The following is a 14,347-nucleotide window of genomic DNA, read 5'->3' as shown; positions in this document are numbered from 1 at the left end:
ACCGCGGGGGGCAGCCGCGACCGGTCGGAAGGGGAAGGCATGGGCGCCTCCGAATCCTCGGCGCCGCCGGACGGCGGAGCGGCGTGGGGTACGCCGGCCGCGCGGTGGATGCTGACCGCCACCGTGCTCGCCTCGGGCATGGCGTTCCTGGACTCCACCGTGGTCAACGTGGCGCTGCCCGCCATCGGCGGCGAGCTGGACGCCGGGGTGTCGGGCCTGCAGTGGACCGCCAACGGCTACATGGTCACGTTGTCGGCGCTGATCCTGCTCAGCGGCTCGCTCAGCGACAGGTTCGGCCGGGTGCGGGTGTTCTCGGCGGGCGTGGCGTGGTTCGCGCTGGCCTCGGCGCTGTGCTCGCTGGCGACGACCCTGGAATGGCTGATCGCCGGCCGCGTGCTGCAGGGGGTGGGCGGCGCGCTGCTGACCCCGGGCAGCCTGGCGATCCTGCAGGCGGGCTTCCGCAAGCGCGACCGGGCGCGGGCCATCGGCGCGTGGTCGGGCCTGACCGGTGTCGCCGCGGCGATCGGGCCGTTCGCGGGCGGCTGGCTGGTCGACCTCGGCTCGTGGCGGCTGATCTTTCTGATCAACCTGCCCCTGGCGGCGGTGGTGCTGCTGATCGCCCGCTTCCGGCTGGCCGAGTCCCGTGACCCGCAGGCCTCCGAGCGGCTGGACTACCCGGGTGCGCTGCTGGGCATGGTGGGGCTGGCCGCGCTGACCTACGCGCTGATCACGGCGGGCGAGACCGGGCCCGGCGACTGGCGGGTGCTCGCGGCCGCCGGAGCCGGCGCGGCGGCGCTGGCGGCCTTCGCCGCCGTGGAGCTGCGCAGCTCGCACCCCATGCTGCCGCTGGACATCTTCGCCTCCAGCCGGTTCACGATCACCAACGCCGTGACCGTGCTGATGTACGGAGCACTCGGCCCCCTGCTGTTCCTGCTGGTCATCTACCTGCAGGAGGTGCTGGGCTACTCCGCGCTGGAGGCGGGTGCGGCGTCGCTGCCGATCACGCTGCTGATGCTGGCGCTGTCGGGGCAGTCCGGCCGCCTCGCCGAGCGCATCGGCCCGCGCTGGCAGCTCGGCTTCGGCCCCCTGGTGCTGGCTGCGGGGCTGGTGGTGCTGTCGCGGCTGGCGCCGGGCGCCTCCTACCTCACCGGTGTGCTGCCCGGCGTGCTGCTCGTGGGAGCGGGGCTGTCGGCCGCGGTTGCGCCGCTCACCGCCACGGTGCTGGCGTCGGCGGCCGAGCGCCACGCGGGGCTGGCCTCCGGGGTCAACAACACGCTGGCGCGCACCGCGCAGCTGATCGGCGTGGCCGCGGTTCCGGTGCTCGCGGGCGTCAGCGGCGCCGCGGGGATCTCCGGCGGCTTCGGCCCGGCCATGCTGATCATCGCCGCCGCCGCGGCGCTGGCGGGCCTGCTGGCGCTCGCCCTGCTGCGCAGCCGGCCGTCGGTACCGGCCGCCGAGAGGAGCTTCTGCGGCGTGTCGGGACCCCCGATGGCGGGCTGCCCGGGCTCGTCGGCGGGCGAACCCCTTCGCGGCGGCGGCGAGACGTCCTAGAGTCGGAGTCATGGGAGATGCCGCGGCCGACCACGGCGGCGTGCCGGCCATCGCGTTCGTGGGCGGCGGAGCAGGGGCCGCCCTCGCCGCGATCGCGCTGCTGCGCGCCACCACGTGGCTGCGCCTGGCCTACCGCATCCTGCTGATCGACGAGTACGGGCGGTTCGCGCGCGGGCGGCCCTACGACGGCGCGGGCGGGGAGTGCCTGCTGGAGATCCCCGTCAAGCACATGTCCGCGCTGCCCGACCGCCCCTGCCACCTGATGGAGTGGGCGCGGGCCGGCCGGACCCCGGGCCGGCTGCGCGGCGACCCGAACGCGGGCGGAACCGCGCTGGCGTCACCCGTGTGCGGGCCCGAGACGCTGCTTCCCCGCGGGGTCTACGGCGACTACCTCGCCGACACCCTCGCGGCCACGGCGGCCTGGGCCTCCCCCTACGCGTCGGTGCACACCCGCGCGGCGCGCGCGGTGGCGGTCGGCGCCGACTCCGGCGGCGCGGCGGTGCGCCTGGCCTCGGGCGAGCGCGTCGCGGCGACGGCGGCCGTGGTGGCCACGGGCGACCCCGCCGTCACACCGCCGCCCGTGGCCGACGCGGCGGGCGCCGGACTGGCCGTGTGCGCCTGCGGAGCGCTGACCACGGCCGCGGGTGAGGCGGACCGCCTGTTCGCCGTCGGCGCGGTGCGGCGCGGCGAGGCCGACGCCACCGTGCCCCGCATCCGCGAGCAGGCCGAGGCGCTGGCCCAGCGCATCGCCGACACCGTGCTGCGCACCCCGCCGGGACGCCGCTGAGACCGGCGAGGCGGGGATCGTCAGACCAAGCCCCCAAGCCCCACCGGGACGGGGCAGGGCCGGCGGGCCGGTGAAGGACGCGACCGGCCGCTCGCCGGGAGCGCGGGCGGCGCGGCGGGCTCAGCGCCCGCGGTCGCGGCGCTCGGCGGCCTTGAGGCGGAACGGGCGCAGGGCCGACTCCATCTGCACGGCGAGGTCCATCTTGCTCACGCCCTCGCGGCGGTCCTCGAAGTGGATGGGGATCTCCACCATCTTCCGGCCGCGGGCGAAGGCGCGGTAGTGCATCTCGACCTGGAAGCTGTAACCGCTGCTGGAGACGCTCGCCAGGTCCACGGCCTCCAGCGCGTCGCGCCGCCAGATCTTGAACCCGGCGGTGACGTCGCGGATCGGCAGGGCCAGGATCGTCTTCACGTAGGAGTTGGCCCAGGAGCTCAGCAGCCTCCGGTGGGCCCGCCACTCCTGCGACAGGCTGCCGCCCGCCACGTAGCGGCTGCCGATCACCACGCCGGCTCCGGTGGAGAGTGCGGTGCCCAGGAGCTGGGGGACGTAGCCGGGCGGGTGGCTGAGGTCGGCGTCCATCTGCACCACGAACTCGGCGCCGTCGTCCAGCGCCCGGCTCATCCCCGCCACGTAGGCGCGGCCCAGGCCCTCCTTGGCGGTGCGGTGCACCACGGCGACGCGCTCGCGCCCGGGGGTGTTGTACTCGGCGGCGATCTCCTCGGCGACCTTGCCGGTGCCGTCGGGGGAGTCGTCGTCGACCACGACCAGGCGCAGCTCGGGCAGCTCCAGGCCGAGCAGCCTCCGCGCCAGCACGGGCAGGTTGTCGGCCTCGTTGTAGGTGGGCACGACGACGCTGACCGCGGACCGCGCCCACGGATCGGGCAGGGTCACCGGGGTCGGCATGGGCGCTCCAATGGGGTCCGCGGTCTTCGGGCTCACCGGGCAGCCTAGGGCGCTCCCGCCCCCGGACACCACCCGAGGGCCCGCAGCCTATTCTCCCCGGTCGACCTCCAGCACCGCCACGTGCACGAGGGTGCCCATGTCCTCCAGCGTCATCAGCACCTCGGGGTCGGCGTGGTTGTCGGTGATCAGGTGCGCGACGTGCTCGGACGGCACGGTCTGGACCATGGTGTCGGCGCCGATCTTGGTGTGGTCGGCGAGCACGACGACCTCCTGGGCGCAGGCGACCAGGGCGCGGTCGACGCTGGCCACGGCCGGGTTGGGGGTGCTCAGGCCGCGCTCGGCGGTGACGCCGTTGCCGGAGACGAAGGCCAACCGCACACGCAGCCCCGACAGCGCCTGCTCGGCGGCGGTGCCCACGAGCGCGCGGATGGGACCGCGCAGCGTGCCGCCCGTCATCACCACCTCGACGCCCGGCGCCGAGGCGAGGACCTCGGCCACCAGCAGCGAGTTGGTCACCACGGTGAGGTTCTGCCGGCCGACGAGTTCGCGGGCCAGCGCCTCGGTGGTGGTGCCCGGCCCCAGCACGACGGCGTCGTCGTCCTCGACGAGCCGCGCCGCGGCCGCCGCGATCGCGAGCTTCTCCGGGGCGGCCTGGCCGCTCTTCTGCGTGTAGCTCTGCTCGTAGCCCAGGCGCCCCGGCAGCGCGGCGCCGCCCCGGCGGCGGTCGATCAGGCCCTCGGCCTCCAGCGCGCGCACGTCGCGGCGCACGGTGACCTCGGATGCGCGCACGCGCGAGGCGATCTCGCGCAGCGCCATGGCGCCGTTGGCCCGCACCAGCTCCAGGATCCTCTCCCGGCGCTCGGCCGCGAACGCCGGCCTGGTCTCGTCTGCCATGGGGAAACTCCATCTCCGGTGCTGGCTGGGGGGCCGTGCGCTCCGATGATAGAGCCGCCGGGGTCAGCCCATATGCACTCCGTGGGTGTGGAAGGTCTCGTCGATGGTGTCATCGTCAGCGGGGGGGTCGTCCTCCAGCGACGGGCCGCGGACGACGAAGACGACGACGAAGACGGCGATCAGCAGGCCGAGTACGGCCAGTGTCGCGATACCGAACAGCACCATGACGGACACGGGGGGCCTCCCTGGCGAGCGGGCTGACCGGCGACCCCGCGGCTCGGGTACCGCCCTCACCTGAGGAGTCACCCGTTCGATGCCCGGTCGCGAACGTTTTCATGCCCGTTCGGCGCGGCCGGTTGCGCGGCGTGTCGCCGGGCGCGGCCGGCGCCGGCCGCGGCGCGGCGGCCCGTGTGCGCGGGTGGCGCCGACCGGACAGAATGGAGGGGTGACTGCGCTGACGTGCCGGCTGTGGTGGGCCTCCCCCGACGACGCCTCCCCCGCGCTCCTCGACCTGCTCGACCCCGAGGAGCGCGAACGCCACGCCCGCTTCCGCGCCCGCGCCGACCGCGACCGCTACCTGGTGGCCCACGCGCTGGCCCGCCTGGCGCTGGCCCGCGAGGCGGGCTGCGAGCCCGCGGAGGTCGCCTTCACACTGCACTGCCGCTCCTGCGAGCGCCGTCCCGACCCGCGCCCCGAGCCGCACGGCAAGCCGCGTCCGGCGGGCGCGGCGGCCGGGCTGGAGATCTCCATCAGCCACTCCGGCGAGCGCGTCCTGCTCGCGCTCGCGCACGGGGTGGCCGTGGGCGCCGACGTCGAGCAGGTCTCGGCCGACCGCGACACCGACGGGCTCGTCGACTACTGCCTGAGCCCGGCCGAGCGCGGCGACCTGGACCGGGTGCCCGGCGACCGGCGCACCGAGGGGTTCTTCGGCTACTGGGCGCGCAAGGAGGCGCTGCTCAAGGCCACCGGCGACGGACTCTCCGGCGGCCTGGCCGCCGTGGGGGTCAGCGGTCCCTTCGAGCCGGCCGGGGTTCTCGCGTGGGACTCCCCCGACGCACCCGAGCACGTCCGGCTCACCGACCTCGACGCCGGACCCGGCTACCGCGCGGCCCTGGCGGCTTTGACCCCCGCCCCGCTCACCACGGACACCGGCGACACCGCCGCCCTCCTGGGGGCCGTGCGGCGCTGACCGGCCGCCCCGGTCTCCTGCGGTCCCGGTGGGAACGGGAACCACCCGCCCCCACCGGAGGCACGTCGCAGCACCGCGTGCCCGCGGTCGAGCCGGGCGCCGGGGGCGCCGCGGGGGCGAGCCGGGCGGCGCGGCTGCGCGACACCCGACCGCACGCGCCGACCTTTCGCCGCCAAACCTGGCGCGGTGGCTGTATTCGCGTGATCGACGGTCAGCCATGACTACCTTGACCGGCCATCGAGCCCTTCTGAACCATGTAGACGTGCGCATCCGTGGCTCTGGCATGGCTCATGCACCCGCCCTCCGCGATCCCCGACCCCTCGGTTCCCGGTGAGCACGGCCGCCCACCACGGGATCGCCCGCGGCGACGGCCGGGCGCCGCCCTGCGTCGAGACCCTCCACGGAACGCCCGTCGCCGACCCCTACCGCTGGCTGGAGGACCCCGACTCCCCCGCCACCCGCGCCTGGCTCGCCGAGCGCGGGCGCGAGTTCGCGGCCGCCGCCGAGAACTGGCCGCTGCGCACGCCGCTGGCCGAGCGCATCCGCGACCTGGTCGCCGCCGAGCTGTGGACACCGCCGTTGCGGCGCGGCGGCCGCGTCTTCGCCACCCGGCGCCCCGCCGGGGGCGACCACCCCGCCGTCGTCGCGTTCGACGACACCGCAGAGGCGGACGATCCCGACCGCGGTGCCCCCGGGGAGCGCGCGCGCGTCGTCTTCGACCCGCACGCCTTCGGCCCCGGCGGCGGCACCACCCTGGACTCCTGGGAGCCCTCCCCCGACGGCGAGCGCGTCGCCGTGCAGACCTCCTCCGGCGGCACCGAGCGCGGAACACTGCGCGTGCTCTCGGCGGCGACCGGGCTCCAGGTCGAGGACCCGATCGAGGGGGTGCGCTACTCCAACGTCGCCTGGGTGGGCTCTGCGGCCTTCTACTACGTGCGCCGGGACGACGGCGACGGCCGCCGCGGGGTGTGGCTGCACCGGGTGGCGCCCGCCGGCGGCGGCCCGGACGCCCTGGTGCGCGCGTGCGGCGGCCCGCGCACGGTTCCCGGCGTGCGGCTGCTCGGCGGGCGCTGGCTGGTGGTCTCCGAGAGCCACGGCACCGGGCACCGCAACGACCTCTGGATAGCCGACCTCGCCCCGAACGGCTCCGATGCCGGCGGCGCGCGGTTGGAGCACCCGCGGTGGCGCACCGTCCACGCGGGCGAGGAGGCTGAGACCCAGCCCGAGCTCGGACCGGACGGCCTGCTGTACCTGCGCACCACACTGGGCGCCGAGCGGCGCCGCATCTGCGCCGCCGACCCCCGCAGGCCCGGCACCGGCCACTGGCGCCAGGTGGTCGGCGAGGACCCCGAGGCCACCCTCGACGGCTTCACCGCCACCGGCACCGCTGAGCACCCCGAACTGCTCGTCGCCCGTACGCGGTTGGGGATCAGCGAGCTGACCGCGCACAGCGCCGCCGACGGCGGCCTGCTGCGCCGCGTCGACCTGCCCGGCGAGGGCATGGTCACCCGGCTGGAGCCCGCGGGCGAGGGTCCCGGCGCCGGGGCGCACCTGTGCTACGCCGACGTGGCCACCCAGCAGGAGGTCCTGGTGCTCGACCCGGGCGCCGCCCGTCCGCGGCCCTGGCCCCGCGCCGCGCGTCCGCGCCCGCCGACCCCGGTGCGCCGCCGCACGCTGCGGTGCCGCTCGGCCGACGGCACGCTCGTCCCGATCACCCTGTTCACCGCCGAGGAGCCGCCCGACGCGGGCGCGGGCGCGCCTGCGCCCGGCGATCCGGGACCCACCATCCTGCACGCCTACGGCGGGTTCGGGCGCCCCCGCCAGTTCGGGTTCAGCGCCACGGTGCTGGCCTGGCTGATGTCCGGCGGCCGCTACGCGGTCGCCCACGTGCGGGGCGGCGGCGACCTCGGCCGGCAGTGGCACCTGCGCGGCGCCCGCCGCGGCAAGCCCCGCGCGGTCGACGACCTCGTCGCCGCGGCCGACTCCCTCGTCGCCGAGGGCGCCTGCGCCCGCGACCAGCTGTGCCTGTCGGGCGGCTCGGCCGGCGGGCTGCTGGTCCTCGCGGCGGCGGCCCGGCGGCCTGACCTGTGCGGCGCCGTCATCGCCTCGGCCCCGCTGGCCGACATGGCGCGGTTCGAGCGGCTGGGGCTGGGGCCGCTGTGGATCCGCGAGTTCGGCACGGCGGCCGACCCGCAGGACTTCGCCGCGCTCATGTCCTACTCCCCCTACCACCGCGTCCTGGCCGACGGCGCAGCGGAGCGCCCGGCGGTACTGCTCACCGGGTTCCACGGCGACACCCGGACCGACGCCGCGCATCCGCGCAAGATGTGCGCCGCACTGCTGCACCACGGGGAGTCCGAGCGCCCCGCGCTGCTGCGGTACGAGCGCGATGTCGGCCACGGCCCGCGTGCGGTGACCAAGGCCATCGAGCTGGCGGCCGACGCGCACGCGTTCGCCGCCGCCGAGACCGGGCTCGATCGGCCGCCCGCGGCGGCCGCGGCACCGGCGGGCGGCGGATCGCCGCGGCGCCGGGAGGCGACATGAGTTGTGCAGACATGCGGCCGCCGCAGGCGGCCGCGCCCCCGCGCAGCGCAGCGCGGGGGCGGCGCGCCTCCCCCGATACGGGGGCTGGCGGTGTGCCGCCCCGCGCCCGAGGGCGCGGCCGGGGCGTCCCGGCCGGTGGGCGGGCACCGGGTACCCAACGCCAACACGGAACAGGAGACGCCATGGACGCCTACGAGATCGACATCGAGGTCGAGGAGCTGACCGAGGTCACGTCGCGCGACATCACCGCGGGCGGCGACAACGACGGCACCGACTCCAGCTCCGACTTCATCTGACAGACGCCGCCGGCGTAACCCATCCGCCGTCGGCAGGCCGCCGGAGCGCGTCGACCGCCTCCGGCGGCCCGCCGCGACCCGCCGCAGTGGAGGCCTCCGACGTGACCGACCGCCTGTTCACCGAGACACTGTGCGCCGCCGTGGGCGAGGACCTGCTCTCCACGCGGCTGTCCGAGGACGTCGTCTTCGCCGACCTCGGCGCCGAGACCGTCCGCCCGCTGCTGGACTTCGCGGCGCTCAACGACATCCTGGCCCGCTGCGCGCTGGAGCCTCCGCGCCTGCGCCTGCACCGCAAGGGCGCGCCGGTGCCCGCGTCGCGCTACACCGACACCGGCCGCACTTCGGGCGCCGAGCGCACGGTGATCCGCCCGGACGGGCTCTACCGCGAACTGCGCGACGGCGCGAGCCTGGTGCTGGACGCCGTCGACCGGCTGCACCCGCCCGTCCGCGAGGCCACCGACGACCTGATGCGCCTGGTGCGCGAGCGCGCGCAGGTGAACCTCTATCTGATCTGGGGCGACTCCCACGGCTTCGACACCCATTGGGACGACCACGACACCTTCGTCATCCAGGTCGAGGGCACGAAGTCCTGGCAGGTGCACGGACCCGGCAGCCGCCGGCACCCCATGAAGGTCGACTCCGACCACGGCCACGGCGCGCCGGAGGGCACCGTGTGGGAGGGCGTCCTCTCGCCCGGGCACGTGCTGCACGTGCCGCGCGGGTGGTGGCACACGGTCAAGGGAACCGGGGACGTCAGCATGCACCTGACGTTCGGATTCACCCGTGCGACGGGGATCGACTGGGCGCGCTCGCTCCTGCAGCACCTTTACGACGTAGATTTCTTCCGGGCCGACCTGCCGCGCTTCGGCTCGGCGGAGGACCGCCGCAAGCACCAGCACGAGCTGATCCGCCGGCTCGCCGACGCCGCCGAGGAGCACGATGTCGACGGCTTCCTCGCCGAGCACGACGCCCGCTTCCCGCGGCGCCAGTCCTTCGCGCTGCCCTGGGCGGTCGACGGCGCGGCGCCGCAGGCCCACACGCGGGTCGAGTTCGTGCCGATCCTGCCCCCGCCCGTGAAACGCGAGGGTGAGCAGGTGGCGGTCACGGTCTCGGGCAAGCGCTACCGGCTCCCGGCGGCGGCCGAGCCCGTACTGAACGCACTCGCCCGCCGGCCGCGCACGACGGTCGCCGAGCTGGCCGAGGACTCCGGCACCCCGATCGAGGCCACGGCCGCGGTCCTGCGCGCGCTGGTGCGCCACCACCTGGTCCTGCTGCGCTGATCCGCCCGGCCCGCCCGGCGGGGTGAGGCGGTGGCGAGGGAGCGACCGTCCGCCCCGGCCTCCGCCCCGCCGGGACCCTGCGGTGTGCAGCGTCTCCGCCAGGTGGCACCGGACCTCCGCCCTCCGACGACGCCCGGCCCGGCGGCCGGCGGAGCGGCCGCGCCGCGCCCCGGAACCGGGAAGGCCGGGAGCGCCCCGGAGTAGCGCCGCAAGCGCATGACCGGCCGCCGCGAAGCGGCGGCCCTCACGCCTTTCCGCGGGTTGCGGGCCGTGTCCGGCCGCTCGCGTACGCTTCCACACCGTCGAGCAGGCGGTGCAGCCCGAAGGCGATGTCGGTGCCCATCGCGTCCACCAGCCCCCAGTCGGCGCCGCGGGTAGCGCCACGCCCCGGCGGTTCGGGGTCGAAGACGCCTTCAGCGGCCAGGGCGGCGATGTTGGGGTAGCGCTCCGGGACGGCGAAGCGGCGCAGGACGGAGGCGTAGACCGCGCCCGCCGCGTCGTCGCTGACGCCGCCGGCCCGCCGGGCGCCCTCGACCTGGACGGCGATGCGGGCGATCTCGCGCACGGCTCCATCGATGAACAGGACCACGGCGACGCGCTCATAGCCGGGCAGTTCCGCCTCCGCGAGGGTCTCCAGGTACGCCTCGAACCAGGACAGCTGATTGGGCCCCTCCGGCGGGCCCGAGATCTCCACCCCCAGCAGCCAGGGGCGGTTCCGGTAGACCGCGACCAGCGCGCGCGAGACCTCCTCCAGCCGCGCGCGCCAGTCGGCCGCCTCCGGCGCGGGGGGCTCGCCCAGCGCGTCGTCGGCCATCAGCTCGACGAGCTGCTCCTTGCTCGACACGTAGCGGTACAGCGACATCGTGGTGTAGCCCAGTTCGGCGGCCACGCGCTGCATCGACACCGCACCGAGCCCTTCGGCGTCGGCGAGCCCCACGGCCGCGGCGACGATCGCGTCCAGGCTCAGCCCCGGCCGCGGGCCCCGGCGGGGCCGGTCGGCCACCCGCCACAGCAGCTCCAGGCGCCGCTCGCCCTCCGGGCTCCCGTCGGCCCACTCGCCGCCGCTTGTCGCCATCGCTTCGCCCCATCGTCCGCTCGCGTGGCCCCCATCCTAGAACCGCGGCCTCCCCCCGCTCCCCGCCGCGCTCCCGCGCGAGCCCGGCCATCGCCGCCTCCCACGCCCCGAGCCCGCCCGACGCCACGGCTGACCGCGCCTCCGCGCCCTGCGGCGCGGGCGGGCGGGCGGGGACATCGGCGGAGGGGGCGTCCACCGCCCTTCGGGGTTCGCGGCCACTGGCCGGATGCGGCCTTCAGGGCGGGTGAGGACCCCTGCCCTGCTCGCGGCGCCGACACCAGCCGCCCCTCCACCCCTCCGGGGTTGACCGCGCCACGAACAGTGTATTCAATACACTAATTAGTGTGTGGCATACACAGAGAGAGGAGGGCGCCATGACGGACGATCTCGTGATCAGTGCCGCCGGACTGCGCAAGCGCTACGGCACCGCGCAGGCACTGGACGGCTTCGACCTCGCGGTGCCGCGCGGAAGCGTGCTGGCTCTGCTGGGCCCCAACGGCGCCGGAAAGACCACCGCTGTCGAGATCCTGGCGACGCTGCGCCGGCCCGATGCGGGAAGCGCCCGCATCGCCGGGTTCGACGTCGCCCGCGAGCCCGACCGCGTCCGCGAGCGCATCGGGTTGACCGGCCAGCACGCCGCCGTCGACGAGCTGCTCACCGGGCGGGCCAACCTGGTGATGTTCGGGCGGCTCAACGGGCTCGGCGCCGCCGCAGCGCGCCGCCGGGCCGACGAGCTGCTGGAGCGCTTCGGTCTGGTCGGCGCCGCCCGCCGCCGGGCCCGCGGCTACTCCGGCGGGATGCGGCGGCGGCTCGACCTAGCCGCGAGCCTCACCCGCGACCCCGAGGTGCTCTTCCTGGACGAGCCCACCACCGGGCTGGACCCGCGCAGCCGCAACGAGGTGTGGGACTCGGTGCGCGCGCTGGTGGGTGCGGGCACCACCGTGCTGCTGAGCACCCAGTACCTGGAGGAGGCCGACCGGCTCGCCGACCGCGTCGCGGTCATCGACTCCGGTGCCGTGATCGCCGAGGGCACCGCCGCCCAGCTCAAGTCGCGGGTCGGCGGCGACCACGTGGACGTCGTGGCGGCCCGGGCCGACGACCTGGCCGCCGTCGCCGCCGCGGCCGCGCGCGGCGGCGGCGGCCAACCGCAGGTGCACACCGACGACCTGCGCGTCAGCGTCGCGGTGGCGGGCTCCGCACGGGTCGGGGTGCTCACCGGCATCGTGCGGGAGCTGGACGCCGCCGGGCTCGCCGTGGAGGACATCGGACTGCGCCGCCCCACGTTGGACGACGTCTTCCTGGGCCTGACCGGGCGCCCCGGCAACCCGAGCGCCCCCGGCAGCCCCGCCGCACCCGCGCACGCGGCGGGCGAGGAGGTGCCCGCATGACCGCCGCACCGCCCCGCGCCGCCGCGCCGGCGGCGGCTCCCGCCTTCCCCTCCGGCGGGGGCCTGCGCCGGGCGCTGGACCACGGCTGGGTCATGACGGTGCGCAACCTCCAGCACGATGTCCGGGCCCCCGCCGAAGTGCTGCTGAGCCTGTGCATCCCGCTGATGATGGTGCTGGTGTTCGGCTACGTGTTCGGCGAGGGCATGGCACATCCCGGCACCGGCGGGTCCGAGGGCTTCCGCGCCTTCCTGATGCCGGGCATCTTCGTCATGGCGATGCTGTACTCGGTCTCGGCCACCGCCACCGGGGTCGCCCAGGACGCCGACAAGGCGGTGATCGGCCGGTTCCGCTCGATGCCCATGGCCTCCTCGGCGCTGCTGACCGGACGCGCGGCCGCGGACATGCTGCGGGCACTGCTGGAGACGGGCGTGCTGATCGGCTGCGGCCTGCTCATCGGCTGGAACTGGCAGGGCACCGGGGGCGAGGCCCTGCAGGCGATCGGGCTGGTGCTGCTCTTCCGCTTCGCGATGACCTGGGTGGGCATCTACCTGGGCCTGGCGGTGCGCAATCCCAGCCTCGTCGGGCTCGTCGTCTACCCGCTGGCCTTCCCGCTGGGGGTGCTCTCGACGACCTTCACGCCGCCGCGGCTGATGCCCGCCCCCGTGGCGGCGGTCGCCGAGTGGAACCCGGTGTCCTCGGTGGTCAACGCCGCGCGCGAGCTGTTCGGCAACCCGGGGGTCGGCGGCGAAAGCTGGGTGGCCCAGCACCCGCTGCTGATGTCGGTGGTCTGGCCGCTGGCGATCCTGGCGGTGTGCGTGCCGCCGGCGGTGGCCCGCTTCCGCCGGCTGAACCGCTGAGAACGGGCGCGGTGCCGTCCTGACCATCGCCCCGACCGCGGGCATCCGGTGGACGACCGGATGCGCGCCGCCGTGGTCAACGCGATGCTGTCGACCTGCGCGGGGCCGCTGGAGGCACCGCGTCGAGCCGCACACCCGGACACCGTCCCGCCCGGGGTCCTTCGGGTCTTTCGACCGGGCCGGAACCGGCCGCCGCCCGCGCCCCCGCGCCGCTGCTCGCGCAGTACGCCCGGCGCGGCCGCCTCCGCACCCCGCAGGGATGCGGGCGGCGGAGCGGCCGAAGGAGCGATTGGCCGCGGATGAGCGCCCGGAGCGGGCACCGTGCGCGGTAGGCCACGCCTCGGAGACCCTGCTGGACGGGCGCTCTGACAGGCCCGATCCCCGGCCGCCCGCCCGTGAGCGGACCGCGGGGCGCGGGGCGCTCGTTGCTGCGTCGCTGCCCATTAGGGTAGCCTCATCTAAAGAACGGTGATCAACTCCGTCGTCCCAGCTCGGCGGCATTCGTGCGACGCGTCTACGCGCCGGAGCCGCACGTCTCCGACGCGGTGCAGGAAGGTTGGCTGAGGCCGCATGGCCGGTGAACAGGCTCCGCTGCAAGCGGTGATCGACGCCTGTCGGCCGCTGAAGTTCGCGCCGCTGCCCGACGTGCGGACCACGACGGTGCAGTCCATGCGCGAGCACCCGGCCACCGAGCACTGGTACCGCACCGACCTGATGGTCGCCGAGGGCGCGGTGGGCGCCCTGTTCCACCAGCTCACCGCCCAGCACGGGCCCGGACACAAGCTCCCGGCCGCCACCCACTTCATGCGCTCGCTGCTGCGCGAGCCCATCTTCCTGGTCTCGGCGGGCATCTACCTCACCGGCCGGGCCGCGCTGCTGGACGAGCGCCGCCTGTGGTTCCCGTGGCTGTCCACCTCGGCGTTCGGCGCTCCCACCATCACCAGCGCACACATGGCCGTCCTGCCGGACGACCCCGCGGCCGGCCACCCCGACGCGGTGGTCGTGCCCGACGAGGCGGCCCTGAACGCCATCGCGGCCCGCCACCTGGTGCGCACGTTCTCGCCGATCATCGACGCGCTGCACGACCACACGCGCGTGGGACTGCGCACACTGTGGGGATGGGTGCTCGACACCCAGCACTTCTACATGCTCAACCCGGCGCGGTTCCTGGGCCGCGACGCCGAGGCCGCGTGGCGGCGCGCCGGGGAGCTCGGCGACGCGCTGATCGAGGCGGGGGCTGTCACGCGGGCGCGCCCGCGGCTGTTCCCCTTCTACGAGGACCACCCGCGCGGCACCTGGGCGGTGCGCGGGACCTGCTGCTTCGACTACAAGGGCGACCCCGAGCACGGCTTCTGCACCACGTGCCCCCTCAAGTGCGACGACGACCGCCGCACCGAGCTGCAGGAGTGGATCCGCAACCCCGCTCTGGCGCCGTAGGCGCCGCGCCCGGCAGGAGGGCGCCCCCGCCGGCGGACAGGGCGCCGCAGAGCGCCCGGCTCTGCGGCCGGAGAAGGGGCTTGCCGCTTCGTCTGGGCGGAGTGGGGCGGAGGCGGTATGATCAGCGGGCCCCGACCACGGTCCGC

12 protein-coding genes are annotated in these 14,347 nt (G+C 75.9%); 8 read left to right on the top strand and 4 right to left on the bottom strand.

Going from position 1 to position 14,347, the window contains the following annotated elements; genetic code table 11:
- Positions 1-39: 39 nt before the first annotated feature.
- On the top strand, positions 40-1,551 hold the full coding sequence (locus ABD284_RS15160) for a DHA2 family efflux MFS transporter permease subunit (RefSeq protein ID WP_344143692.1): 1,512 nt from the start codon (positions 40-42) through the stop codon (positions 1,549-1,551).
- A gap of 10 nt (positions 1,552-1,561) precedes the next feature.
- On the top strand, positions 1,562-2,338 hold the full coding sequence (locus tag ABD284_RS15155; protein ID WP_344143690.1) for an FAD/NAD(P)-binding protein: 777 nt from the start codon (positions 1,562-1,564) through the stop codon (positions 2,336-2,338).
- Between the two features lie 120 nt (positions 2,339-2,458).
- Here ABD284_RS15155 and ABD284_RS15150 read toward each other — a convergent pair whose 3' ends face one another.
- The 3 genes from ABD284_RS15150 to ABD284_RS15140 all read right to left on the bottom strand — a co-directional run bounded on the left by ABD284_RS15150 (position 2,459) and on the right by ABD284_RS15140 (position 4,369).
- Positions 2,459-3,241, bottom strand: coding sequence for a polyprenol monophosphomannose synthase (locus ABD284_RS15150; RefSeq protein WP_344143687.1), 783 nt, complete (start codon positions 3,239-3,241; stop codon positions 2,459-2,461).
- Between the two features lie 87 nt (positions 3,242-3,328).
- Positions 3,329-4,135, bottom strand: a complete 807-nt coding sequence (locus ABD284_RS15145) for a DeoR/GlpR family DNA-binding transcription regulator (RefSeq protein ID WP_344143685.1) — start codon at positions 4,133-4,135, stop codon at positions 3,329-3,331.
- A 63-nt stretch (positions 4,136-4,198) separates the two neighbouring features.
- Positions 4,199-4,369 (bottom strand): hypothetical protein, encoded by a 171-nt coding sequence (locus ABD284_RS15140; protein ID WP_344143682.1) that lies wholly within the window; start codon positions 4,367-4,369, stop codon positions 4,199-4,201.
- Between the two features lie 211 nt (positions 4,370-4,580).
- Between ABD284_RS15140 and ABD284_RS15135 the strand changes: the two genes are divergently transcribed.
- The 3 genes from ABD284_RS15135 to ABD284_RS15125 all read left to right on the top strand — a co-directional run bounded on the left by ABD284_RS15135 (position 4,581) and on the right by ABD284_RS15125 (position 9,444).
- On the top strand, positions 4,581-5,324 hold the full coding sequence (locus ABD284_RS15135; RefSeq protein ID WP_344143680.1) for a 4'-phosphopantetheinyl transferase family protein: 744 nt from the start codon (positions 4,581-4,583) through the stop codon (positions 5,322-5,324).
- Between the two features lie 330 nt (positions 5,325-5,654).
- Positions 5,655-7,868: a prolyl oligopeptidase family serine peptidase gene (locus tag ABD284_RS15130; protein ID WP_344143678.1), complete on the top strand. Its 2,214-nt coding sequence runs from the start codon at positions 5,655-5,657 to the stop codon at positions 7,866-7,868.
- 397 nt (positions 7,869-8,265) lie between these two features.
- Positions 8,266-9,444 (top strand): JmjC domain-containing protein, encoded by a 1,179-nt coding sequence (locus tag ABD284_RS15125; protein WP_344143676.1) that lies wholly within the window; start codon positions 8,266-8,268, stop codon positions 9,442-9,444.
- 244 nt (positions 9,445-9,688) lie between these two features.
- On the opposite strand, the gene ABD284_RS15120 is transcribed toward ABD284_RS15125, so the two are convergent.
- Positions 9,689-10,519 carry a TetR/AcrR family transcriptional regulator gene (locus tag ABD284_RS15120; RefSeq protein ID WP_344143674.1) on the bottom strand — a complete coding sequence of 277 codons (831 nt, stop codon included), beginning with the start codon at positions 10,517-10,519 and terminating at the stop codon, positions 9,689-9,691.
- Between the two features lie 374 nt (positions 10,520-10,893).
- Here ABD284_RS15120 and ABD284_RS15115 point away from each other — a divergent pair, with 374 nt between their 5' ends.
- The 3 genes from ABD284_RS15115 (at position 10,894) to ABD284_RS15105 (ending at position 14,201) form a co-directional block, all read left to right on the top strand.
- Positions 10,894-11,907 carry an ATP-binding cassette domain-containing protein gene (locus ABD284_RS15115; RefSeq protein WP_344143672.1) on the top strand — a complete coding sequence of 338 codons (1,014 nt, stop codon included), beginning with the start codon at positions 10,894-10,896 and terminating at the stop codon, positions 11,905-11,907.
- Positions 11,904-12,764 carry an ABC transporter permease gene (locus tag ABD284_RS15110; RefSeq protein WP_344143670.1) on the top strand — a complete coding sequence of 287 codons (861 nt, stop codon included), beginning with the start codon at positions 11,904-11,906 and terminating at the stop codon, positions 12,762-12,764. The genes ABD284_RS15115 and ABD284_RS15110 overlap by 4 nt, the downstream gene beginning before the upstream one ends.
- 570 nt (positions 12,765-13,334) lie before the next feature.
- Positions 13,335-14,201: a (2Fe-2S)-binding protein gene (locus tag ABD284_RS15105; RefSeq protein ID WP_344143667.1), complete on the top strand. Its 867-nt coding sequence runs from the start codon at positions 13,335-13,337 to the stop codon at positions 14,199-14,201.
- Positions 14,202-14,347 lie beyond the last annotated feature (146 nt).

It is taken from the genome of Streptomonospora arabica (assembly GCF_039531585.1).
GTDB lineage: Bacteria > Actinomycetota > Actinomycetes > Streptosporangiales > Streptosporangiaceae > Streptomonospora > Streptomonospora halophila.
This window is presented reverse-complemented; position numbering and strand designations above follow the sequence as displayed.

Bases quoted from the DNA above. Each gene is read 5' to 3' on its own strand.
- ABD284_RS15120 (WP_344143674.1), bottom strand. From the start codon at position 10,519: ATGGCGACAAGCGGCGGCGAGTGGGCCGACGGGAGCCCGGAGGGCGAG.
- ABD284_RS15145 (WP_344143685.1), bottom strand. From the start codon at position 4,135: ATGGCAGACGAGACCAGGCCGGCGTTCGCGGCCGAGCGCCGGGAGAGG.
- ABD284_RS15105 (WP_344143667.1), top strand. From the start codon at position 13,335: ATGGCCGGTGAACAGGCTCCGCTGCAAGCGGTGATCGACGCCTGTCGG.
- ABD284_RS15115 (WP_344143672.1), top strand. From the start codon at position 10,894: ATGACGGACGATCTCGTGATCAGTGCCGCCGGACTGCGCAAGCGCTAC.
- ABD284_RS15155 (WP_344143690.1), top strand. From the start codon at position 1,562: ATGGGAGATGCCGCGGCCGACCACGGCGGCGTGCCGGCCATCGCGTTC.
- ABD284_RS15150 (WP_344143687.1), bottom strand. From the start codon at position 3,241: ATGCCGACCCCGGTGACCCTGCCCGATCCGTGGGCGCGGTCCGCGGTC.
- ABD284_RS15160 (WP_344143692.1), top strand. From the start codon at position 40: ATGGGCGCCTCCGAATCCTCGGCGCCGCCGGACGGCGGAGCGGCGTGG.
- ABD284_RS15110 (WP_344143670.1), top strand. From the start codon at position 11,904: ATGACCGCCGCACCGCCCCGCGCCGCCGCGCCGGCGGCGGCTCCCGCC.